This is a genomic window from Mesorhizobium sp. M0816, from assembly GCF_040320005.1.
GTDB lineage: Bacteria > Pseudomonadota > Alphaproteobacteria > Rhizobiales > Rhizobiaceae > Mesorhizobium.
This window is the reverse complement of record NZ_JAMYOT010000006.1, coordinates 1-23,698: the sequence shown is the minus strand read 5'-3', so window position 1 is coordinate 23,698 and position 23,698 is coordinate 1. Positions and strand designations below refer to the sequence as shown.

The window sequence follows — 23,698 nt, the reverse complement described above, 5'->3', positions numbered from 1 at the left end:
CCGCTTCGAAGTAATTCTAGTTTCCTGCGGACGCCTCGTGGGAGTAAGTTGTCCGCTGGAGAATCGGTTAGTCTTTTGGTCAGTAGGTTTGCATGATCCGGCTCGGCACCTTCAATGGTCCGGACCTTGCTGATGACTCGCGTATTCGCGCGGCTCGGCAGCAGCTCTTCGAAATCAGCGACGACCGACGGTCGAGCGCGCAGAGCGGCGTGCGCCTATCAATGAACGTATCTTCTACGAAGACCATGTAAGAGATGCGGTCCGCGAGCGCTGCAGGAGCAAATGCGTTTTCTGCGAGCAGAAGCCGACAGGAGAGGAGATTGTAGATCATTTTCGACCTGTGCGAGACGCTCGCGATCTGCACGAGGTCCCCGCTCGCGACTTTTATGCCTGGCTCGCCTACGAGTTCGACAACCTGATTTTCATTTGCCGGGAATGCGCCCACAACATGGGGACTTTCTTTCCGGTTTTTGGCGAGCGAGCGCCCACTGCCAGTCTTTGGTGAATGTTCTCGAAAGGTCGTGACGGCCGGAGCTCATGCATCAATCTGTCAGCCCTCACAAACGGATGTGCTGATGAAAACGCTGCCTGGAAGGAAAGTTATTGCCTCTGTTCTAGCCTTGGCTGGATATTGCGCTGTTGAGCTTTTCGCGGCCGCCGGTGGCCTGAACCCGGCAGTCGGCGAGGAGGTTTCGATCACCTCGAGATCGGTCTGCGCCGTCGCCGGAAAATCCACGCTTGTTCATCCTAAGCTTCTTTCGGGTCGTGCCGACTTCGATTGGTCCGAAGTGATGGTCTTCGAGTTCGAGGAGCCTGATATTGTTTGGGTTGGAACCGCGACGGGCAACAGCTTCCATCAGGCGCGGTTTCAGCGGTTGGAGGGAGGCTTCTCGATCGACTGGCCCATCAAGTCCGATCGCTACGGAGCTAAAATCAAAATCGACGACAAAGGGCACCTGGTAGGCGATTTGAATTACAAATTCCCTGACAATTCATCTCGCGAAAGCCATTATACGGGTCAGTGCAAAGCTGAGCACCGTTGGCCTGTCACTGTGACGCACAAGGAAATGGCTCAATGCGGTTCCGTTTGCGACGGGCTCGGCAAGAGAGCCGGCCTTTACTGCTCCGCGAACGCAACTCTATCGAGGGGAGCAGAGACTACGGTCATGCCGTCTGAGTTCGCACTCCATTTTCAGCCAGGGCGGATAGTGGTGATCGCCGAAAGGCTGAAGATCCAGCCGCTGATGGTGTCCCGATCTGAAGGTAATGTCGTTTTCATGACCTGGGCCAGAAATTCGACTCGTCACAAGCTTTCGATTCGACTTGATACGAAATCTTTGGAGATTGAAGGCAGCTACTCCTACAATTTGGGCGACGGCACGCAACGCTCTGGAGCTTACAAAGGGAAGTGTTCGGAGACAGACATGGAATCCGCGCTGCCCAAGGTCATGACTGCCGAAGAATTAACAAGGTCGCTGGCTTTTTGACCCGTTGCTCGAATTGACGTCCACTGAAGTGTAAGGAAGATCACTCCTGCACGAACCGTAGGGTCTGCCAACCCATTGAGGCGCAACCTAAAATAAGCGGAAACGAATCTCGCTTTTTACAATTACGAACACCAATAGATGTTGCGCACTTGACCGAAAAGTATACTTAAGTGAACCAGCGTCCCACACAACGTCATGCTCCCCAAACTAAGCTCATAGTGCCCAGCATCGCCACGAGCTCGCCTTGCCGATGGGTTCCGGTTTTTTGAAAGATTGCCTTAACCCTGTCGCGGGCCGTTTCAACTTTTATGCCAAGGATTTCGGCCGCCTCTGCGAGCGAGTTCCCCTTACCCAACCGTGCACAGAGCAGAATCTCGGCGGGGGTCAGCCCGAACTGTGCCGAAAGGGCAGAAACGTCGACCGAATTGCGCGGATGTGCGTTCAGGTCCCGCACGAGTACGAGGACCAGCGCACGCGTCAGAAAAAGTACCGAGACCCCACTTACACCGCGCGACACGGTCGGGAGCGCTGCCAGTGAAACCTGCCAGTTTCCGGCACTGTTGCTGAGATTTATTCGGGACCGGTCGGTGGGCAATCCTCTCGACAATGCGGCAACTGTACTGCGGAATAGGCCGTCGGCCCCTGTATCCGCAATACATACGCCGCCGTGCCGCAGCGCTGCAACCGATCCCAACGAAAACAGGTCCACGGCCTGCTGGTTTGCATCGCGGAGATGGCGGTCGCCGTCGATTACGAATGCTGCGCAACAAGCTCGATCGACCACTGCGGCTCCCGCCACTGCTTCCTCCGTCTGCTTTCTTAGGAATCGCCCGAGATCGACCGATCTCAATAGGTTGCCGCGTATGCGAGTAAGGACTTCAGCCGCGGCCTGGTCGTAGGTGCCCGTTCTCGAAAGGGAATAATGCAGGGGAAGATGGATGACTTCCCTTGGTCCGCCGTCGATCTTGATGCCGACCGCCGCTTCGATATCCTTCTGAGGCCGCAGCCAGTCGTTGTAGAACTCGGTATTAGCGAACAGGCGTGCCGGACAGTTTTTTTCGGCGACCAGGACCCTCCCGCTTTCGACGGCCTGCCACAGGGGTATCCAAGGATTTAGACTAGCGTAGTAGCCCGCATAAGACTTCAGGTATTCGGCTTCTATGTTATGCACCGCTTGGAAATTCAGTCTTTTCTCGGCGACATTGTGGCTAAGGAGAGAGCACATGGATCCGGGAAACGCCTCTCCCAGGACGCGCGGAACCGCATCCCACGAAGCATTGCCAAACGCGGCTGCGTCGATTGCCTCTGCAACAGCGCCGCTTATCAAGGCAACGCGCTCCTCGTCATAGACGGCGGCGAGCCATCCCCCCATTTTGACCATCGTGTCGACTTTGTCCCCCGGCACGCCTCTCTTAAGGCACAGCTAATTAAGTGTAGCCTGCATTCGCCACTTCGGGAAGATCAGCCAATTTGTGTAATTATCGCACAGACTCGCGTTAGTATTTTCTGTTTAGAAGACATTCTCCCAATCCGGGCGTAGGCGGTCAGCACAGATCTCTTCTCACCCTTGAATTCCTCCCGAGCGCCCTTCTCGTCATGCAAGGTCCTAGAGAGGAGTTCTGCAGCACTCGGAAATCGTGAACGGCCACTACGATACCACCCAAATGGGGGTTTCGAGGCGCGATGGCTACTGGAATATGGGTGCCGGCAATTTGCCGGATACACCTAAGAAACAATGTTCACGTTGGTTTAGGTGCGCATTGGGGGCAGGATGAAATGGCCGACAGATTCGCAACAAATGGCAGCGATGACGACGCACCTCAATGGATTGTGCGAGATCTAGCAGCGAACGAAGCATGCTCGCCACGTTCAGTTGCAAAGAACGGTACATTCGCCGTCAATGTGAATGATGCTATTCGCGTCAATACCGAAGGTCTCGGCAGTCCCATTGCTGTCCCCGCCATCACCACTAAACTGGTACGGGCGGCCATCCGCATCCTCATTATCCGTACCACCCTCGTTGTTCCCGCTCTCTTCGTTCCCACGTCCCCCCAAGCGCAGACAGCCGCCCCTACGGTGGACCTCTGCCTCGTCCTGGCGGCCGACATATCGGCCAGCATCTCCTCCAGTACCGCCCGCATGCAACGAGAGGGCCACGCTCAAGCCCTGACGCATTCCGACGTCGTGTCGGCCATCGCCCGCACCCGCACTGGGCGGATCGCCGTCACCTACATCGAGTGGTCGAGTCACGGCAACGCCTACACCATCTTGCCTTGGCGCGTCATCGAGAATGCGCGCGACGCGGCAGATGCGGCCGACGTCATCCGAGCCAGGGGCCACAACCCCGGCCAATATCCCCTCGGTCTTACCAGCCTCAGTTGGGCGATCATCTACGCCACCCAGACCCTCGCCCATTGCCCCGCCACTCCCGACCGCACCGTCATCGACATCTCGGCGAATGGCCCGAACAACGATGGCCCTCCTCCAGACACGGCTCGCGACAATGCGGTGGCCATCGGCCATACCATCAACGCCTTTGCTATCCCCGCACCGCTGCAACCACTCAAAGATCTGGCCCTCAGCCTCGACCCGGACGAAGGCACCTGGCAGAATCCCACAGATTATCTCTACACTCACGTCACCGGAGGCGCCAACAGCTTCGCGACCACCGCACACACTCTTGACGACTACTCGGTCGCCCTCCGCCGCAAAATCATCACAGAGATTTCCGGATTGTCCGACGTTGAAAAAATGCACCGAACGGTGGCCTCGGTGGCAGTTGAATGATCGGAGCTATGGTTTCGAATCTGCAACTGGAAAGCAATATTGCTCAGTTTCGCTCCACCGGACGCAATATTAAGCTCCGAGACTTAGACTCCCGAAATAGATTTCAATATTCGCTAGCACGGACTTCGGTTCAGGGGTCACGCACTACTGATTGGTGCGGCCGTTAACCGTTCTTCGGGCGTCCGGCGCTCTGCTCGCAGGCTTCTTGCGTGCCGGATAGCCGTTGGGATGCGGCGGTACGGCCTTCAGATAGGCGGCGATCGCGGCGCGGTCGTCTGCCGTCAGCTGGGCCATGTTCCTTTGCACATCGACCATGGCGCCGCCGACGGAATCGAATTCCGGCGTGAAGCCGGTTTCGAGATAGTTGGCGATGTCGGCTTCCGACCAATCGCCGATGCCGCCCTCACCCGAGGTGACGTTCGGCACGATTCCGTTTCCCTCGGCGGCTGTGGCGCCGGCCAGCCATTCACTCGTCCTGGTGCCGCCGGTGAAAGCGCGGGGCGTGTGGCATTCGCCGCAATGGCCAGGGCCTTCGGCCAGATAGCGGCCGGCCAATACCTGATCCGATATGTCGTCAGGGAAAGCAATCACCAGTTTGTTGCCTAGATAGAGCCGTTTCCACAGCCCGATGCCGCGACGGATGTTGAAGGGAAAAGCGAGCCTATGGGCGGGCGCCTTGCCGGCGACCGCCGGAAGCGTCTTCAGGAACGCGTAGAGATCGGCGATGTCGGCCGGTTTCATGCGCGCGTAGGACGCATAGGGAAATGCAGGGTAAAAATGCTCGCCGTCCGGCGACACGCCCTTCAGCATGGCATTGGCAAGATCTTCGACCGACCACGCACCGATGCCGTCCCTGGCATCCTGCGATATGTTCGGCGGCACGAAGATCCCGAACGGCGTCTTGAGCTCGAGGCCGCCGATCAATTGAAGGCGGGCGTCGCCTTGCGTGCCCGGCTTCGCATGACAGGATGTGCAACCGCCGGCATAAAAAATGCGCTTGCCCTTGGCGGCATCGCCAGGGCCGAGCTGCGCCTGGGTTTCAGCGTCGAGCGTGACCGGCGCCGACAGAAACCATCCGGCAATCGCACTGACACCACCCAGAACGAGGGCGGCGCCGACCGCCGCGACAAACGGCGAGGCAAAAGCTCTCATGTAATTGATCTCCGTTGGATAGCAGCGGCTTGCTCGATCAGTTTGCCGATATCGGGCGATAGAGCGTGATCCATTCTTTCGCTGGCCCGTACGCGTTCTAGCGGCCTCTTGGAACTCGTCTGCTCCCCTCACCCACCGGGCGGCGTCAAACGCAACGTCCATTGTAGTCCGACCCCGTACCTCCCATCACTATCCTTGTTGCCGTAGGCCCAGAAGTCCCGGTCTCCTATAAAAAACCCGTAACTAAGCCTACGATCGATATCCTGATCTACGTAGCGCTTTGTCGTACTAAACTCTCTCCAACCTTTACCTAGCAAACAACTCTTCACGTCCGCACGAATCTGATCATACGCTTTCAGAAAGTCACTTACTTTACTCCTATTGACCGAACAATAGGCAACTATTCGTTTGTCCTCTCGCCGCGCTCTGCAAACTGCTCGGGTTTCCCTATCAAAGTTAATTGTTTCTATAGATAGTTTTGGTGTTCCTGTAAAATTCCTATAATCAAGGTACTTACCGTCCTCCTTCAAGCGAATTTCTCCTGAAGTCAACTCGATTGCCGAAGTTAAGTTTTGGCAATAATCATCGCCTGCTGCCCAAAAATCATGGCCGACCAACACGTCGTCGGCCGCGGATCTGGCCGCACAACCGGAGAGGCTGCTGATCTCTTCGCGCGTCATAGGTCTCTTATTCACGTATGACTCTGATTGTATATATATAATATTAGACAAACTTGAATCAGCAGGCATTGCGACATTGTATATTTTTACCCCCCCGTCGTGCAAGGTGAGTGCAACTTTTCTTACCAACTCAAAATTAGCATCGGGCGTGCATATTACCTCAGTAGTGGCCTCCCCGTCGCCGGTATCGATATTTGTCTCAAATTGAACGCCTTCGGTCCGCAGCAGTGTTTCTATTAGCCCTGATTCTGTTGCCTTTTTGAAGTATATGACATCTGCGGGCAGCGGAATTAACTCCTCAGGCAGCAGCGGAATTAACTCCTCAGGCAGCAGCGGAATTAACTCCTCAGGCGGCGGAGGCAACAATGGAGATACCGATTTGTCGTCTTCTCGAAGAACCACGGGGGGGAGAAGCGAACTAAGTTCATTGAATGTAGTGGGGCGCTGCTGCCTGCCGATCGAAGCAGCGGCCTTTTCAACCTCTGATTTCACGCTCTCTGCGATCTCATTTATTGTCAGACCGGGCTTTGCCATTAGCGGCAGCAACTTGCGCGTAAAAAGGGAGTTCGGGTCCGGATCGTCGCTACAATCTCGCGTTTGCGAGAGACAGGGTAACGCCTCTTGCCTCGCTGCCGCCGCATAAAGGACGAAAGTCTGCTTAGGCGGGTCTGTAACAAGTGCATTTAGTCCGGATGCCGCTATCCCAGCCTTGCCAACTTCTTTGAGTTCTTCCCGGCACGCGTCAATTATCAGTATTTGCGTTTCAGCACCCTTCTCTTCTAGGTCGGCCATTATCTGTCGCAAAGAGAGGGCGTGGGCAGCGACCTCCGCCCTTAGCTGCGTTTTTCCGATGTCACTGTTGACGCGATTGGCATCCGTCGCAGCAAGCCAGTTGTCGCCGTCAAGTTCCAAGCCGTGGCCTGAAAAATAGAAGACTACAGTGTCGCCCCGCTGTACCGTCGCGAGGAAGAGGTCAAATTGCTCCGAGAGGTCGGAAAGAGTAAGGTCCGTTTCAAGTTGGACAGCAGCAAACCCGTCCTCGTTGAGCACTTTGGCGATGCTCCGTGCATCATTTACGGGCTTCCCGAACAGGCTAAGGTCAGGGTCCAGATAGTTGTCCACTCCGACGATGAACGCACGTTTGGCAGCAGAAGCTTGTCCGACAAAAAGCAAGGCCACGGCCAGGGCCAGCAATATGTTAGCGAGGCGCATTCTTGCTGCTCCGTGTCAGCGCGGTTCAAAACTGATTAATGACCAGCACTCGCCGGTTCTTTTCGGCCTCGGGGTGATCGGGATCGGCCAAGATTCGCTCCCCGTAACCCATCGCGATCAGCCTGTTGGGATTGATACCGCCTTGGCTTGTTAGATAGTCACGCACTGAGTGGGCGCGACGGAGCGATAAGCTGTCATTATACGCCTCATTCCCGCGTGAGTCGGTATATCCTCCAACAATGAAAGAGAACTTGAGGAGTCTTTCGTCCTGTAGCGCCCGGATAAGCATGTTCAAGCTCTCCCGCGTATCCTTAGTTAGATCGGCCGAATCATACCCGAACACGACTTGGACTTGAACGGAGGCCAAACTTCCGGCCTCGTCACGTAGGTCGTCAACCGCCTTTGCCGGATTTGCTGGGTCTGGGTCTGGAACGCGTTTTCCGACGTGCAGCGTTTTGCCGGGCGGAAGCGGCAGCAACGCCTTGACGATTTCGTCGGTCGAAAGTTCCTGTGACAGGACTGGTCCACAAAGAGTGAAGAGCATCGCGCATGCTCCCAAAAGTGCGCCTTGCATGCAGCGTCTGGTTTTTAGAAGCTGAGCGGCAGGGGACATTTCAGTAGACCGTTATCTGGATCGCAGTTTGAGTTCGCTTGCCGAGGGGCGTCGAGCCAGCCACAGACGCGACACGCGGCGTTATGATGAGGCTCTTGCTTGCAAAGTCCTGTATTTCGGTGAAGTCATTGGCGTGGAAGTCTGGCTGTACTGCATACGCATTGGGCTGGTCTTTGTCGCATACCGCTATGATCGTCTCAATGCCGCGATTTTCCTCGCCTACTGTAATCTCGAACGGCGCATCGTCTGATGGCACCTTCACATCCTTTCCACCTGGAATCTTATTGTCCTGTTGGAATTTGTTGGGAAAGAGAACCGTGCCAACCCCTTTCTGATCGAGGTCGACCAGGGTCAGAAAGCATTCCTTCTCCGAGCGCACAGTAGCGATGAGCTTGTCGCCGATGGCATAGGAGGTCTTATCGGATGTGAGAGCGAGATCGAAGCCTGTCTTCGTGTCGTTCAGCTTGACGGGCAGCGATGGTGTCGTGACCAACTTCGACGTTGTCAGCTTCGGCAGCAGGATCGGAAACAGTCTCTCGACCTCGTCGCGTGGCACGATTTTTTGCTGATCAAGGCGCCGCACAAGAGTCGCAGCTTCGCCGCCGAGTTGACCGGCCCTGTCCCGCAGTTCGCCGATCGTCAGCCCAAATTCCGCCGCCACAAGGGGCAGGTCAACCGGATCTTCATAGCGGGTCGCCAACGCTTCGGTGATCTCGACACCACCTCTAGCACTGATAACTTGGAAACCTCCACTCTCGTTCTTCGTTGCAAGCCCTGCAGAGTTCATTGCGCTGGCGAAGCGTTCGAGGTCAGCTCGCATGACCGCGTTCATTTCCTCAGATGGAACATAAAGAGCCGCGACCTTGTCTCGGACATCTAGAGGGAACGCCAAGTTTGGAGAAGCGCGATCGGCACCAAGAACATATGGGCCTACTTGGTCGACCTTGTCTGTAAGGTTCATGTTGATGCCGTTCGCATGGCAACTCATGCAGGAAATTCCATTGGCAACAACGTGATCGACCCGTGATGTGTCCTGGACGATATCCGTTGGTGCAGTGGGCAGGCTTTCCCCGGACGCTTTTGCCAAGTAATATGCCTGAAACCCATTGGGCAGGGACCAGATCGTCTCGCCGCCCTTGTGGTTAAACCCGAAAGCACCGCCCGGCCCTAGTGGATTGTCGAGCAGATTTTGATCGCCCGCACTGGTGGAGAAATCATAGGAAGTCCAGAACATGGGGGTGCCCGAACCGGCATGACGTTCAATTAGCCTGTTGTGTTGGCTTACACCGGAATTGACGAAGGCCGCCCGCTGTGCGGTCGCGTTCTCGGTATCGCGAACGATATCTACTCCGAGCGATTTTTGTAGTTCACCGAACGTTTCCGGGAGCTTCAACAGCTCGTTGTAAAGGGGGGCCCGCGAGGCGGTGAACGCAAGCCAGTCGGCTCGAACCATTGGAACATTTGTTCCCGTCAGCGAGGCCAGTAAAGCTGATTCAGGAACATTGGGTAGGACGCCGTAAGGGTACGCCGTGGTGATCAAATCCCAGTCCTCCAAGGTCCAGCCGAGGTCCGCGATATTGACGCGGAGGATCGATTTGGACGCATCGATCGGCTCAGGACGTATGACTTTGGACGAACGGGTCACTCCGTTGAGCAGTTTTGTCACCCCTTGCCTGTATAGTTCCAAGTCTTCCTCTGCGCGTCCGGCGTTGCGGGCTGCAGTAAGGGAAAGGTAGCGGGTAGTCCTGGCTCGTGCAGGTGGCAGCCTGCCCAGGTCGCTCGTAATGATCTTAACGGCTTCTTCATCCCGGATGATTGCAATGACTGGGGCCTCTGCCGCCTTCAGAGCGGAAACCCATTCACGCAGAGTCAAGATATCCGAATCTGAGGGACACTTGGCTGAACTTCGATCAATGTAGCAGTCTCCGTCATAGGGCATCTCACCATTGGCAACGAGAGAGAAAAGGTGAGACCCGTCAGGATTGCCAGGAACAACGTACTTGCTCGTATGTGCGAGAGCGTCCAGATCAAGGACGAACCCAAAATCCTTCTTCGGCTTTAAGAGCCCGGGGGACAGCTTTCCTGCTTGGTGGCAGCGGGAACAGTACTTCTCTAATACTCCATAGGCTTTCAAAGCTATTGCATCTTGCGGAGGACGTGGGACTTCCTCAGCGGCGAGCAATGTCGATCCTGTGAAAAGCGAAAATGCCGCGACGAGGATACGTCTTTTCATCTTGGTTCCGGATCGAAAAAAAGCTTCTGTGACGTGGCACAGCGTGCATATCGACACCACATTTTCTCCGAAACTATTTATATTTGCAAGTGCTAAAAAGGTTCAAGATTGCCATAACGGTGTCAGTCGGCAAGGTCTGGAATGGCGCACCTAGCGACGAGATTCACAGGATTAACCATATTCGGGCTCTCGGCTTGAGATCCAGTTCGGATCCCGATCGATTGGCGCCGTTCACGCAAGAGCATGAACGAAATCGGCCTCCGCTGGTGCTTGCAACACCGAACGGAGGCCTGACCCGCAACCTGGATCGAGGTTGGGCTATGAGAATTGATAGATGGCATTTCCGCGTCCGGAAGGAGACCGGCGGAGTTCGACGGTGCGGCAGTCGGGTTATCGACGCCATTTTGGACAATCGACAGGATCGCTGCCGCCTGATCCTTCGACAACGACATCGACAGGCTGGTCGATGAAGCGATGAAAGCGGCGCTCGCCGGAGATGTCCGGGGCGACATCACCTTCGGCGAGTATGCGTCGCTCTTCGGCTTCTTCCGTTCGGCGGTGATGCAGGAAGGCCGGCTGCTCGAACTGGCCATCGGGCAGGCCGTCCAGAAGAACCCCGACCTCAAACTCCTGCCGACAACGGCGATCCCGATCGTGCCCGCCGCGCAGGAGATGCTGAAGCGGACACCTTCCGACGAGATCAAGGGTGTGCGCTTTCCGTCTCGGGTACATTCGACCGAGACCTACAAGCCTGATCTCTTCGTGGTGAACAGAACAACACACAGCGGGCTAATTCTGGACATCAAACGGAGCCTCGGCTCCTACCGTCCTCAGGAAGTGGACCGGCTGCGATTCAGGATGCTGGCGGTGGCGGCGATCGCGCCGGAATGGGTGGCTGAACACCTGGGACCACTTCTGGTGAAGATCGAGACCGCGATCGTCGACGGAGCCGATCAGGTGTCTGATCCCGAGCGGGGCGTCTCCGGCTTTCAGAGATCGACCGCCTTCTCGAATCCGAGGGCGCTGCCAACTCCATCAGGCAGGTTCGGGAAGCGTTCTCCGGTCGGGTCCAGGATGAGCTTGCGCGCCGGTGCCAGACGCTGGCAGGCGACCGCCTCGAACCTCGCAAGTTCCTCGACGGAGTGAACCCTGCGGGCGGCCATGCGCCACCTGGGCATGAGCAGGCCTCTGTCGTTCCGTTGCAGGCGTCCCTGACGCAACAGCCTCGCTTCGGATACTCCTCAAGATCGACGTGCAGACTGCAGATCAATGAAATCGTGGCCATGCTGTAGGATTGCCTGCCTGTCAGCTTCAGCATCGAAGCCGCCGTTTTAACGCTGCTTACTGCTTTTGCTGACCGAAACCAGTCGGTTCGCTTCCGGCCCCAGACGCGACCTTTCGCGATCAGCTTGGGAAGGACCGCTGATGTGAAGGATTGCGGATGCCGGCCTTCTGCGAGAGGCGCCGTGCGCCGGGGCCGGCGTCCGGAAGCCTCCAAGGAAGGAACCCGCGGGATGCAGATCGCGGTCTCGGGTCTATGGGGATTTGACGGTTTCGCTTGGGCCGCTGTGGCCTCTGCGATGCGCCTGGCGGTTGGGAACGATGACGTCGACGGGCGAGCACGGCTTGCCTGGCCCGTGCATGCGGCGGTTTGGCGGTTGAAGAGCGGGCGATTTCGCCATGTTCGGCGGTATTTCCCGACCCATGAAGCTCAGGCGCACGCAGCCGTCCATCCGCCGACGGTGAGGTTCTTCGGCGGGCTGGAGCAGCGGTGGGCGGTTCGCGGTCATGGCGTCTTGGTGCTGTTGGCGAAGCCGGAGGATGGCGGCGCGCGGGCGTCGTTGCCGCGCCCGAAGGTTTCGATGACGATCATGTGGCCGCCGCAGCACGGACATGGCGGCCGCCAATCGGTCGGCGCAGCCGCTTCGGCAGTGTCGCCCGTTTCGCTGCGTTCGGCATCGGGCTGGCGGGCGGCGAGCAGTTGGCGAGCGCGCGCGATGTTGGCCTTGCGGCCGGCGCTGGCAAGCAGACCATAGTGGCGGATGCGGTGGAAGCCTTTTGGCAGGACGTGGAGCAGAAAGCGGCGGAGGAACTCGCTCGGTTCGAGCGTCATGGTCCGGTAGCGCTCGCTGCCGCTGCGGCGGTAGTGATGTGAAGCGGAACGTCACGCCCGCCTCGTCGAGCGCGATCAGCCGGCTGTTAGAGATCGCGACGCGGTGGGTATAGCGGGATAGATATGCCAGCACCGCCTCGGGTCCCGCGAAGGGCGGCTTGGCATAGACGAACCAGTTCTTCCTTCTGAGCGGCGCCAGGAAGGCAGCAAAGGCGCGACGATCGCCGAGGCCGGCATGATCGCCGAAGAACTTCAGCCGACCGGCGGCATGGGCCTCAGGGAGCTTCGCCAGGAAGAGCCGCCGGAACAGTTTTGAGAGCACACGCACCGGCAGGAGGAAGCCGGGCCGGCAGGAGACCCACCGTTCTCCATCCAGAGAGATACCGCCGCCGGGCACGATCATGTGGACGTGCGGGTGGTGGGTCATCGCCGAGCCCCAGCTATGGAGCACGGCGGTGATGCCGATGCGGGCGCCAAGATGCCTGGGATCGGTGGCAATCGTGAGCATGGCCTCGGAGGCGGCGCGGAACAACAGGTCGTAGATCACGGCCTTGTTCTGATAGGCGATGTCAGCGATCTCGGCCGGCAGCGTGAAGACGACATGGAAGTAGCCGACCGGCAGCAGATCGGCTTCGCGCGCGGCGAGCCAGTCCCTTGCCGCCGCGCCTTGGCATTTGGGACAGTGGCGGTTGCGGCACGAGTTGTAGGCGATTTGGCTGTGGCCGCAGTCCTCGCACGCCTTGACGTGACCGCCGAGGGCTGCGGTGCGGCAGGTCTCGATCGCCGACATCACCTTCATCTGGCCGAGGCTGAGATGGCCGGCATGGGCCGCACGCCATGCGGCGCCATGGCGATGGAAGACGTCTGCGACCTCCAGCGACGGGCGGCGCACCGCCGCCGGGTCAGGCGTCCGGTCTCGTCTCGTCCTCTGCGAACAGCCTGATCCGGTCGAGCGGGCTCATCACGGCGCGGATGGTTTTGGTGGCGACGCGGGCGTAGAGCGCGGTCGTGTCAAGTTTGGCATGCCCGAGCAGAACTTGAATCACGCGGATGTCGACGTCCTGCTCCAGCAGATGGGTGGCGAAGCTGTGGCGCAGCGTGTGCGGCGTCACCCGCTTCCTGATCTCGGCCGCTTCAGCGGCGGCATGGACGGCGCGGTTCATCTGCCGCGTGGAGAGCGGCGTGACCGGATTGCGACCCGGAAACAGCCAGCCCCGCGGCAGCATCACGCCGCGGCGTTTGCCCTCCCGCCACCAGGCCCGCAGGAGTTCGAGCAGTTGCGGCGACAGCATGGCGTGGCGATCCTTGCGGCCCTTGCCCTGTTCGACGCGGATCAGCATGCGGGTGCTATCGATGTCGGTCACCTTGAGCGCCACGATCTCGGAGACCCGCAGCCCCGCTCCATAGGCGGTGCCGAGGGCGGCCTTGTATTTGGGACCGGGTGCCGCTTCGAGCAGCCGTGCGACCTCCTCGACGCTCAGCACCAGCGGCAGCTTACGCGGCCGATGGATGACGGTGAGGCGGCGGGAAAGATCCGGCCGGTCGAGCGTCACCGTGAAGAAGAAGCGCAGCGCCGAGACCGCGCTGTTGATGCCTGGCGGCTGCATGCCGGTCTGCGTCTGGTGCAGCTGGAAACGGCGAAGATCCTCAGCCGTCGCCGTATCGGGTGAGCGGCCGATGAAGGCCGCGAACAACTTCACGCAACGGATATAGTCACGGCGCGTATCCTCCGTGAAGCCGCGCACGCTCATGTCTTCGATCATGCGCTCGCGAAGCGCGCTGCCGGATGGATGCGACAGATCGGGGGTCATCGGATGCTCCTCTCAAGCTGAAGGTTGACCCTTCATGCTCGGAGGCGGATGGCCGCCTGTCACCTCTGATCAAATACAGCCTCACCGGCGCTGCCGACGAAGCGTCAGCCTCGAAACCCGCGCCCTCCCGCGCGAGCGGGTTAGTTCTCTGGCGCAACTACGCCCTCAAGCGCGGTCGCCGGTAATGTCCGCTGTAAGGCGGTGGCACAACTAACTTTAACGGCCGACATCCTGCGCTAATCGGTCGCGGCATGAGGAACGAAGGTCACCAACGGGTCATTGAACGCTGGATAGCGAGGAAGGTCCCATTTGAGAGGATAATCGGCGCCGGAAAGGCGGCATGGGTCACGACTTTCCCCTTGGCCTCCCTTCAGGGATGGTCTGCAAGGAGTCGGATCTTGCCGGTAATCGCGGGTACCAAGCGTGTGCGAAGAGTCCAACGATCTGTGTCGTTGTCCAAACATCTGTGTCGTCCGACAAAAGCTTGACGCACCGACAGGATTCGAGCCTATGACCTATGCCTTCGGAGGGCAGCGCTCTATCCCGTTTCATCTTCGGAAGCGAAGAAGACTATAACGTGAGCCACCGTCCGAAAAAATTTGACAGATGCCTTGTTGTACGAGACAATTCCAGCAAGTCTTCCGACGGGGTCGGCGAACTTCCCATCAATTCTAAATTAAAGGTGTACTATGTCGTACTCGTATGTCCCGTCGACTCCGAATACAGCCGATCCACTGGCGAGATTTCGTTGCTCGATTGATTCTGCCAAACTCAACGTTCTTTCCCCCAGTGAAAGAGACGCGGTTAAGCAATATGACGTGATGATTGCACAGTGGCGTGCCGAGCTCAGCACCATTGAGCACAGTATCTCAACTTCTGCTGAGGGTCCGGTTAGATTCGCGCTGCTCCGACGCAAAAATGAACTTTGCGAGATGATTGGAGCGCTCTTCGCGTATGTTCGCCCCTTTCAACATTGATTGGCGACTTCCACAGCAACGATATCCAAGCTTACGAGACCGCAACTTCTGAACTTAAGTTCACACTGATGCAGAAAGATCGCTTCACCCGAGAAAATTTCGCAATGTTTTCGGGAGCAACGATGCAGAACTCAAGTTCCGCCTACACCGTGGCGGCCCTTCAATGGCTGTATTGAAGAGGGTTTGAAGATTGGCGTCTCGACGGCCGAAGGTTGGGAGTCTGACTTTTTTGCATTCCTAGATCGCAGACGTGTGACATCGTTGCCCGTAACCTTTCGGGGAGGCTGCATGGAACCTGCGATCTGAAATTTGCTTGTGGTCTAGTGGTGAAAGTCTGACACTTGGTACCGGTGGACGGCAAGAACCGACCCCTTGCGGACCATCCCTGATGGGAGGTCAAGGGAACGTCGTGACCCGTTCCCGTCGTTCTCGGCACACTTGATGAACGACTGCTGTGCGCCCGATCTAAGCCGCTCCGGATCGAATCCGCTGATCCCGAAACCTGCCGTAAGTTCATAATTAGCGTGGCCGCATATTTTGGCTGCGGCACGCATGTGTTTGAGCAGCTTTTTGCTCGTCGCCTCTCTCGAACGTAGCAACGGGGGAATTTTCACCCCAACGTACTTCCCGCGTGAATCGCGTGCGCCACTAGCTGCGTTTACATGCATACCGAAGCGTTCCTGAAGTGGGCCGTTGCGGGCAAAAAAGCCTCGTCGAGCGGACCTGCCAATTCTTCAGAGCGAGGCACCCATAGGTTACCGTGCAAGTGCATCGGGAGGTGCGGAACCGGTGTGGGGTCCCAGCTGACTCGCTCGTGGACAACGTGGCCATCTACCGACCAAATGATGGTGTTGGGTCGCCATTCAATCGCATAGGTATGGAAATCTTCAGTCACGTCGAAGCCTAGTTCGATACGGGCACGGAGACCTCGGTAACCGAAACCCATCGCACTCCCTTCATCACCAAAATAGGCCACCGCGCAGCTGATGGCTAGCTAGACCGCTTTTTAAATAGGTCGTCAAAAATGCGATCGGCACCCCATGCCTGGGCGGATGTGAAGGCAAGCAAGCGTTCATCCTCAGGGTTAAGCGGTTGCTCTCCTGGCTTGTAGCCGAGATCGTGCTCTGCTTCGGACCATGCGTGCTGAAAAAGCGTCTTGATCTGCAACTCGAAGACATCCGGGACCAGTGCCTTGTCCTCAGCAGCGCTATACAGGTCGCTCGGCATTAGGAGGATGTGGTGCCTACCAAAGTATCCAAACTCCCATTGGTGCTGAGGAACGACGTGTTTCGATTCGATTGGTCGAAACTCCCGAAGGATGACCTCTTCGATCACCGGAACGTCGCTCGAATAGAAGGCAATTATCCTCGCGCCGATCTGATCTTGAATCTGGTTGAGCGGATCATCGTATTTCAGCTTATCGCCGTCCGCCTTCTCCGCCTTGCTCATGAAGCGATCGATTGACTTTGGACGTGCGGTCACGCGGTCAACGCGAGGGGTGCCCGCAAAGATTTCGGTCAGATTGCCGATCAACGCTGTCGCTACCGGTGTCAGCGCTTTGGTGTACCGGTTCGTATAGTCGGTTCGAAGGTCCGTCATTTTGACCTCGCTATCTTCTCGGTCACGACAGAACCTACAGTGGAGTACTTGTATTCTCCGTCAACTTCAGCGTGGACCGGCTCCTTCGTGAAGACCTCATCAAAGTCGGCCGACGGCGCGGTAAGCACCGCTCCGGAGCTCAGCTCCACGGTGCGGTACGGCACCTGCTCAGTGAAGACAGGAGCGTCGAAAACGAAATTCTCAGCCTGGATTGCCGGATCCTTTATCTCGGCGAGGATTGCGTTGCGGGTGGGCTCAGAGAAGTGGAAGTGGTCAAGAAAGCCGTTCACGCTCGTGGTCTGTCCCTGCATACCTGGGCCGAGAGTGACCGCCGACGCGATCTCACTTTTGACGGTTACGTCCTTGGCTTTGCTGACCGCTGCTTTGAGCGCGAGCGCAAGCCGGCGCGTTCCGCGCGTAGGGGTCGTGCGAAGGCCGGAATCGAGGAAATCGTTGATCCAGTATTGAGAGACCTCACGCTCTCGACTCTCGATCTGTTTGTCGATGGCGCGGCCCGTCCAGAAGCCATTGGTCAGCGACGTATGCTGGTAGACGACCGCTTTGTATGAGTAAGCGTTTCTCATGAAGACGCGCTCAAGAAAGGCGAGGGTCAGGGTTGCCGCTTCTGCCTCCGCCAACACCGCACTATGAGCTGGGAAGCGCGACACCACGATCTTACGGTTTTGGCCGTCCTGACCCGCTACGAGAAACAGCAGTCCCAGGCCTGACCGTTTGGTGGTGTGCTGCGCCAGCCGCTCGGCCAATAGACGGCCGGTGTCGATCGTCCCATTGGTGAGGTGATTGATCAGAAGCGCTCGGCATGGGTTCGTCTGGGTGCCGTCTGCTCCCAGGCTGAACGCAATGTCGATTGTATACTCGTTATCTGAGCGCAGATATACCTCTTCCAACAGGTCGAAGAGCTTACCCTGTAGTGGAACAACAGAGCCATTGATAGCGTCGATCTCGTCGGCACCTTTGCCAGATAGACAAGGTATGTATAAATGCTTTGAATAGGCACGCTATTCCCCCCTGAAGTAAGTGCAGAAAAATCGCAAAATGGCCCCTTTGCTGCGGCTTGCTCCGCCACGTAGAAGCTTCTAGCACGAAATGTATCTCAAGCATTCGCTTGAAGATTGTCAAACGGCAGGCGCTAGAATGCGCTGCAGAAAGGAAAACGACCTCCCCATGATGCGATCTCCGTCAACGGGAAGCTCTCATCGGGCCATTCTCAAACCTTCGCTATACGGGACAGAAGGCCGGCTATCGCTGATGAGCGATACCGACATCTGCCGGTTCGCTACCGGCCCAAACGCTGCGGGCGGCAATGTGCCGCAAGTCGGACGTTCGAGTTCTCGATTCCGTTCGCTGTGAGCAGCCCTTCGAAGAAATGATATCAGCTTCGCTCGACCAGATCGATGAGTCGCAAGTAGCGAGGGTCTGAGGATAGCGCCGGATTTGTCTCGACAATTACAGCCAGCACTTTCGGCAACTCGTAGGGTGGCCGAGTGATGACCTGGGGCGTGACGGCGTTCATCAGGTCGAGAGTCGCTTCGGGGAAGCGTGTCGTGATCGGTTCTTCATCGTTGATCTCTCGGGTGAACCGATAGAACGGATGGTCATTCGTCTCCACGGGTACTAAGAACTTCTTCACGGCTCCATACACGGCTGGAAAGCTGTCGCCTGTGTCATCGAGAAGCCCAATCCAAGCTCTAATCGACGCCGAGGTGCGGAACCTGCGTTCCCTGGGCCAGACCTCGTTGATGAACGGGACGACAAGCTCGGTCCAGCCATTTTCGTTTTGCTGGCCAACCTCGCCAAGCCAGAAGATGAACCGGTTCCGAGACTCATCAGCCATGGACCGCAGCACCGTGCGCATCTCTCGTTTGGTCAAACCGTCGGGCTGATCAGGGTGAAAGACACGCATGAAGCCGAGCCACTGCGCCGCAACATTCGAGAGGTCACGATCCCAAGAAAATCCGTCGATCCATGGGAAGAGGTCAATCAGCAGAGGCTTGATGAGCTCAGCCAAAGGCGGCCATGGCACTTGTCCGCCATGAAGGAACCCGTTCCATGCCGGTTCCGAGGCTGGGTGATCGAACGCCAACATCGGGATGAGGCGTTCCTGGGCCCAAATGGGATCGACGTATATGAGCCAGTTCAGTCTCCTCATCGCAATCGATAAAGCGTGATCCGAACCCTCGCCAGTTGCTGCGAAGAGGCGCTCGACGCGAGTCTTGATGTACTCGGGAATCAATGACCCTGCTTTTTGGGTCTCTCCAGGCACGGCATGGAAAAGGGCCTCTGTACACATTCCCAGAGGGCCGTTGATTGCATGATCGAGGGTTCGTCTAGACCGTTCGGCGATTTCGTTGCCTTGGCGAACCTCACCAAGACCACTCTCTGCGGCGTCCGCTCCACCGCTCAGAATGCCGTCAACGATGTGATCGTAGACGAACCAACCAAGACCATCGTCGAACTCAAGCACCGACACAAGTTTCTGTTCGATCCAGCGCCCCAGGGTGTGTCGCAACTCTGCGATCACGCTATGCGGCAGTCGGGCCAGCCTGTGGAGGAACACACGTCTCAGCCGAGGTGAGATATCCTCGGGCAGATCGTCAATCATCGACGACCAGAATGCCTGCAGGTATTCGCCCGTCTTTCCGGCGACGGTCAGCGCAGACAGCGCCGTCCTCGGTTTGGTCTTCACAAGCCCGGTGAAAGAGCGCTTCTCGGTGAAGCTGGCGAAGTCGCGCTTCAGGTCATCCTTTGCCCGTGGCACGATCTCGTTTACTGGAAGGTGCAGAAGCGCGTCCGGCGTCTCATCTGTCCCGACCCAGCCAATATGTGAGCCTCTCTGAGTGACCGTCGAGGCCGCCCACCCATCGTTCCATCGCGGAATGCCTTCTATGATATCTACGAGCCGAGCCATATGGTCGGCTGAAAGAACGCAACCCTGTAGTTCAAGGTATCTGCCGTACCGTGCTGCGAACCCGTCTCGTACGGCGGGATACTCTTCATCTGACCAATGGGAGCGTTGATCAGGACCGGCCAGAATGCGCTCGGTCAGTCGATCCTGGTGCTCCGGCGAAAATTCGGGCCACCTGTCCGCAAGTAGGAACAGAAACTCCCGGACGACATAGATGTCCCAGAACGATGCCTGATCGAAGGCCAGCACGGCCTCTGCAACGTGGCCGGCATCGAAGACGTGACCTTTGGCGAAAGCATACAGCTTGAGTTTGCGGAAGAAGTACCTGTCCGATTCAGGCCAGGTCGTGGCGTGGGCATTGGCCAAATCTGGTCGACGGTCAGCGATCCGGTCGAATAGCTGGATGAACAATGTCATGGCTTCCGACGCTTTCGCAACGTGTTCTCGGCCATTGACCTCTCGTTCTGGGTAGCAGGTGGGCGTCTGAAAGTAGACCGTCTCGATATCTGCCAGCAGGCCGGAGGCAACGTTAAGCTGATCTTCCAGGATGCCGAACACTTGAGGCAATGCCTCGTCAGGCACCTCTAGGTGCTCGTTATGCCGTTCAAGAAACTTGATCTCGAACTGGCCAAGATCACTGAGACGGATGTCGTCCCAGGTTGCCGTCGGCGGTCTGGAACTGCCGAGGCCAAACGGAGGTCTGATATCAACCCTGGGAGTAGAGACTTGTCGAAGATCGCGCAGAACGCTGGACGTCCAGCCTTCGATGGCAATCCTTTTCTTAAGGTCGAACCAGTTGCCGTCCCAATGGTGGTTACGAGGGTCGCGATGGTGCTCCAGAATCAAATTCCAGACATGGCGAGTACGCTCATGGAGGGCCGCTGACCCTTCAATACGCCATTTGATCTGTTGCAGCAGTCGCGGATGCAGCCCGTTTTGGCGAATGGCCCACCACGCCAACACAGGGCTGTTGATAGACTTACCTATCCAGGTGATGAGATGCCCTAGTCTGACCGGGATTGCCTCAAAACCATCGGCTTGCCTTCCACCTAGGCGATGGAACTCGTGCGGATTGTCATCCCCTAGACGCCAAACAAGAAGGTTGTCGTTGCTGACGCCTTGCCGACGATCCTCTTCCGAGATGTTTTCAAGATCGTCATCGAGCCTATAGGCAAGTCTTGGATCGAACGTCTCAGCGTCTTTTCCGTAGCCACTGCTCTGCTCAGCAGACCGAACGTTCGCATCCATTACACATACCCATTCCGGATGGGGTGCGGGTTCGGTTTCTGAGAATAATCTCGTGCCCTGTACGGAACGAAGCACATGGGCAACTTGACCGCGTTGGTGAGGAGCTATCTCCTTCGGGTCCTGTCGCCCGGCCGTTATCACGGATGCCCGCCATTGGCGTGGATCGTCGGCGCGATCTGCCCAAGCTTCCATTGTTGTCCACAGATGGGCATGATCTGTATACGCTATGGCCGTTACGCCTCGATCCAGCCACTTGGCTTCGATATCTTCAGGCAACCCCCGATCAAACGCATAGAGACGAGAGCGGTCAAAAAGCCCATCGTGGTTGAGCCCTTGGAGCAGATATTTGATTGGCGGGTCCTCGGCCTGATAGCCAACAAGGACTACAGTGTAGCGGCTCAGCAAGTTTCTGATGAAATTGGTCGCCCATCCTTCAGAAAGATATGCGCGACCGAAGTCTGCGCTACTCAATACGTATGGATGATGTGCAGAACTTACGTCTGATAACCTGCCATGCAGGTAAGTGATACCCTCTATCATCGTTCCGAAGGCAAGATCAGGGAATGCGGGAGGAACGTGGTAGACCATCTGTCCGGCGGGCGTTCCTGCTTCGAATAGAAGATCGAAATTGGTTGTGACGATCTGCGGCGCGCCGCTCTGGTTCGAGGATATCCGTTTGATTAGACGGTGCTCTCGCCCAACCTCATCGGCAGTTGGGGGAGCACTGAGCCGTTCAGTGACTAGAGCGTTCACCTCGTCCTTGCCGTACTCCTGGTGTAGCAGGTTGAAGATTTGATCCAGCGGCACGTTCGCGCCCGACGGATCATCCAGCCACGGCTGGAAAGCGAACATGATCTCTGTGTCCTCTGGAGGATCGAAGAATTCGATTACATGTCGGGTGAGACCGATAAAACTGGGCATACCCGAGGGCAATGAAACACCAGCCCCGCAAAGGAACACGACGCGACCAGCATCGGCTCGTTCTAGAAGGATGTCAGGTATGGCGGGTCCGTCGGAATGAAATCTCATGGCCTTATAATATCGACGGCAGTTGTGGCTGCCAAATAACAACGGTGGACTTTGGGCCGGCAGCTGACTGGCACTAATCGAAATGCGCAGATCAGTTGGTAGCGTCTATTTCCAAATTGAATTAATCTGAAAGGATGATCGACATTCCAGAGGGCACCAAGGGTAGCCTCTTGCCGTCTTCTGCGAGAGACAGAAGTTTTAGCGAAGCTGTATAGCGTTGTCCACAGCGTTGGAGACCGTCATGACCTATGAAGTCCTTGCGACCGTTGATCCGTTCGACCATCAGGGACTGTCTCGTCCTGTTGCTGGGCAAATCTGAATGTCCCGGTACTTCGCGAATGAGGCCGATTTCCACCAGCGCATTATCGATAATCCCGACGCCTTCCCCGCTCTGTTTCGGGGGGGCACCGGCGGCCCATACTTTGTTTTGGGCTCACGAGCTTACACTGCATGATGCCGGTCGCGGAGGGGGAAAGGGAAGCGCAGACTTGTTGACCGTCGACCAGACGGGAATGGTCTGGCTTATCGAGGTAAAGTTCAATTTCTCGCTCGAATCTGGAGCACAGGTTTGGCACGGCCAACTCGCACGGTACCGCAAAGCGTTGAGGACAATGAGCTGGCAGGAGATTGTGCGCTATACGCATCGATTCCTTACAGGCTTCGAGCAGACCAAACCTCAGCTTTCGCTTCGCAGGGATGCAGTCAGCCTTGACGAATGCGTCGTCGAATGGCTGGCGGCGGTTGAAGCTAACGCGGTCCCGGGGGTCTCGATTGTGTCGGAAATGGCAGAGAGACTGCGTTCCGGGAACTTTGGAGTTATGCTTGTATCGGATTACTTCAACGCATCCGATCTGGCCGGGGCGCAATCCTTTGCGGACAGCGTGCATGCTGGTCCAGTGGCATATGCAGTCGTCAATCCGGATTCGACCGGTTTCCATTGGCGCGTAAAATACTTCCGGCCGGGAGCCGATCAGAGTTTGGTAGAGGGTGCATATGTCACGAGCGATTTCGTGCCAGAGAAAATGCCGCTTGTCACACCAACTCGCCTTCGCTCACTTGTATCTCCTGCGTGTCGCAATTTGCTCGACACCCTCGTTTATCCTCGGCTTTACGCGCTTGGCTGGAATGAACGGCACGTCGCAAAGCGTAGCGCATTCGATGCTATTATTCCGGCTGGTGGAAGTTCACTTCCTCTCCTGGTTATCGGCACATCTGAACTGGATGCGAAAGCTTTGCAGCGTCATACCAAAATCGACGGCGGTCAGACGCTTAAGATCAATCCGCGTTTCAAGACAGTTCTGAATCAAACCGGCAATCTGGCCTTCGTAAACACCTACATGAAGCGCTTCTACGAACTGGGATGGCGTGGTCGTAGGCGCGAGAACAAGCATTTACGTTGGGGCGTAAACAGATATCTCAGCCGAGGAGATTAGAGCATCCGAAGCGGCAATGATCTACAATGCCGCCAGCACCCTTGGGGAACTGACGGCATCGATCTAAACCACGAAGCCACCCCATTAGCCAAACTGCCGCACCACATTCCGGGGCAAGTCGTGGCGGGACAGTGACTACACGGCTGTTAGCACCAAACGTACAGGAACCGGCGTCACACCCTAGCAAAAAGGCGAGGTTGTTAGCTAACTCTTGCTCTGGTTTTTGCTCTGGTTTTTGCTCTGGGAAACCAGCTAAGTATTTGAAATCATTAGCGTCATTTTGTCACAGAAGGTCGTAAGCGCTGTTCTCAGGCCACGGCCTTTAGCTCGGGGGCGCGGATGTAGGCCCAAGGCAGCAGGTCGTCGATCCGGCTGTTCCGATGGCCGTTGACGATCCT

The 23,698-nt window shown here is 57.1% G+C and carries 14 protein-coding genes and 1 pseudogene; 4 read left to right on the top strand and 11 right to left on the bottom strand.

Going from position 1 to position 23,698, the window contains the following annotated elements:
• Positions 1 to 575: 575 nt before the first annotated feature.
• Entirely contained in the window at positions 576 to 1,487 is a 912-nt protein-coding gene (locus tag NKI17_RS10640) for a hypothetical protein (protein WP_352905896.1), read from the top strand.
• Between the two features lie 193 nt (positions 1,488 to 1,680).
• On the opposite strand, the gene NKI17_RS10635 is transcribed toward NKI17_RS10640, so the two are convergent.
• A complete protein-coding gene (locus NKI17_RS10635) occupies positions 1,681 to 2,892 on the bottom strand; it encodes a helix-turn-helix transcriptional regulator (protein WP_352905895.1) in 1,212 nt (403 codons plus the stop codon).
• A gap of 371 nt (positions 2,893 to 3,263) precedes the next feature.
• On the opposite strand from NKI17_RS10635, the gene NKI17_RS10630 reads away from it, so the two are divergent.
• Positions 3,264 to 4,274, top strand: a complete 1,011-nt coding sequence (locus tag NKI17_RS10630) for a DUF1194 domain-containing protein (RefSeq protein ID WP_352905894.1) — start codon at positions 3,264 to 3,266, stop codon at positions 4,272 to 4,274.
• 144 nt (positions 4,275 to 4,418) lie between these two features.
• Here the strand turns inward: NKI17_RS10630 and NKI17_RS10625 are convergent, their stop codons facing one another.
• The 4 genes from NKI17_RS10625 to NKI17_RS10610 all read right to left on the bottom strand — a co-directional run bounded on the left by NKI17_RS10625 (position 4,419) and on the right by NKI17_RS10610 (position 10,164).
• The gene (locus tag NKI17_RS10625) at positions 4,419 to 5,426 is read right to left on the bottom strand and encodes a cytochrome c (RefSeq protein WP_352905893.1); all 1,008 of its coding nucleotides are present in this window, start codon (positions 5,424 to 5,426) and stop codon (positions 4,419 to 4,421) included.
• Positions 5,427 to 5,554: 128 nt separating this feature from the next.
• Positions 5,555 to 7,318, bottom strand: coding sequence for a caspase family protein (locus NKI17_RS10620; RefSeq protein WP_352905892.1), 1,764 nt, complete (start codon positions 7,316 to 7,318; stop codon positions 5,555 to 5,557).
• A gap of 25 nt (positions 7,319 to 7,343) precedes the next feature.
• A complete protein-coding gene (locus NKI17_RS10615; protein WP_352905891.1) occupies positions 7,344 to 7,862 on the bottom strand; it encodes an OmpA family protein in 519 nt (172 codons plus the stop codon).
• Between the two features lie 70 nt (positions 7,863 to 7,932).
• Positions 7,933 to 10,164: a DUF4384 domain-containing protein gene (locus tag NKI17_RS10610; protein ID WP_352905890.1), complete on the bottom strand. Its 2,232-nt coding sequence runs from the start codon at positions 10,162 to 10,164 to the stop codon at positions 7,933 to 7,935.
• Positions 10,165 to 10,638: 474 nt separating this feature from the next.
• Between NKI17_RS10610 and NKI17_RS10605 the strand changes: the two genes are divergently transcribed.
• Complete coding sequence (locus tag NKI17_RS10605) at positions 10,639 to 11,310, top strand: hypothetical protein (RefSeq protein WP_352905889.1); 672 nt, start codon at positions 10,639 to 10,641, stop codon at positions 11,308 to 11,310.
• Between the two features lie 640 nt (positions 11,311 to 11,950).
• Here NKI17_RS10605 and NKI17_RS10600 read toward each other — a convergent pair.
• From NKI17_RS10600 to NKI17_RS10575, 6 genes and pseudogenes are all read right to left on the bottom strand, one after another.
• A pseudogene (locus tag NKI17_RS10600) lies at positions 11,951 to 13,169 on the bottom strand (IS91 family transposase).
• A 10-nt stretch (positions 13,170 to 13,179) separates the two neighbouring features.
• Complete coding sequence (locus NKI17_RS10595) at positions 13,180 to 14,088, bottom strand: tyrosine-type recombinase/integrase (protein WP_352905888.1); 909 nt, start codon at positions 14,086 to 14,088, stop codon at positions 13,180 to 13,182.
• 1,635 nt (positions 14,089 to 15,723) lie between these two features.
• Entirely contained in the window at positions 15,724 to 16,011 is a 288-nt protein-coding gene (locus tag NKI17_RS10590; protein ID WP_352905887.1) for a glycoside hydrolase family 16 protein, read from the bottom strand.
• Positions 16,012 to 16,055: 44 nt separating this feature from the next.
• Positions 16,056 to 16,664: a GTP pyrophosphokinase gene (locus NKI17_RS10585; protein ID WP_352905886.1), complete on the bottom strand. Its 609-nt coding sequence runs from the start codon at positions 16,662 to 16,664 to the stop codon at positions 16,056 to 16,058.
• Positions 16,661 to 17,572 carry a hypothetical protein gene (locus tag NKI17_RS10580; protein WP_352905885.1) on the bottom strand — a complete coding sequence of 304 codons (912 nt, stop codon included), beginning with the start codon at positions 17,570 to 17,572 and terminating at the stop codon, positions 16,661 to 16,663. Before NKI17_RS10580 ends, NKI17_RS10585 begins: the two co-directional genes overlap by 4 nt.
• A 485-nt stretch (positions 17,573 to 18,057) precedes the next feature.
• Entirely contained in the window at positions 18,058 to 21,690 is a 3,633-nt protein-coding gene (locus tag NKI17_RS10575; protein WP_352905884.1) for an SIR2 family protein, read from the bottom strand.
• Between the two features lie 665 nt (positions 21,691 to 22,355).
• Here NKI17_RS10575 and NKI17_RS10570 point away from each other — a divergent pair.
• Positions 22,356 to 23,300: a hypothetical protein gene (locus tag NKI17_RS10570; RefSeq protein WP_352905883.1), complete on the top strand. Its 945-nt coding sequence runs from the start codon at positions 22,356 to 22,358 to the stop codon at positions 23,298 to 23,300.
• Positions 23,301 to 23,698: the final 398 nt, after the last annotated feature.

What these genes read in the sequence shown, in the direction of transcription:
- NKI17_RS10640 (WP_352905896.1), top strand. Translation starts at nt 576, where the DNA reads ATGAAAACGCTGCCTGGAAGGAAAGTTATTGCCTCTGTTCTAGCCTTG.
- NKI17_RS10630 (WP_352905894.1), top strand. Translation starts at nt 3,264, where the DNA reads ATGGCCGACAGATTCGCAACAAATGGCAGCGATGACGACGCACCTCAA.
- NKI17_RS10625 (WP_352905893.1), bottom strand. Translation starts at nt 5,426, where the DNA reads ATGAGAGCTTTTGCCTCGCCGTTTGTCGCGGCGGTCGGCGCCGCCCTC.
- NKI17_RS10620 (WP_352905892.1), bottom strand. Translation starts at nt 7,318, where the DNA reads ATGCGCCTCGCTAACATATTGCTGGCCCTGGCCGTGGCCTTGCTTTTT.
- NKI17_RS10615 (WP_352905891.1), bottom strand. Translation starts at nt 7,862, where the DNA reads ATGCTCTTCACTCTTTGTGGACCAGTCCTGTCACAGGAACTTTCGACC.
- NKI17_RS10610 (WP_352905890.1), bottom strand. Translation starts at nt 10,164, where the DNA reads ATGAAAAGACGTATCCTCGTCGCGGCATTTTCGCTTTTCACAGGATCG.
- NKI17_RS10605 (WP_352905889.1), top strand. Translation starts at nt 10,639, where the DNA reads ATGAAAGCGGCGCTCGCCGGAGATGTCCGGGGCGACATCACCTTCGGC.
- NKI17_RS10595 (WP_352905888.1), bottom strand. Translation starts at nt 14,088, where the DNA reads ATGACCCCCGATCTGTCGCATCCATCCGGCAGCGCGCTTCGCGAGCGC.
- NKI17_RS10590 (WP_352905887.1), bottom strand. Translation starts at nt 16,011, where the DNA reads ATGGGTTTCGGTTACCGAGGTCTCCGTGCCCGTATCGAACTAGGCTTC.
- NKI17_RS10585 (WP_352905886.1), bottom strand. Translation starts at nt 16,664, where the DNA reads ATGACGGACCTTCGAACCGACTATACGAACCGGTACACCAAAGCGCTG.
- NKI17_RS10575 (WP_352905884.1), bottom strand. Translation starts at nt 21,690, where the DNA reads ATGTTCGCTTTCCAGCCGTGGCTGGATGATCCGTCGGGCGCGAACGTG.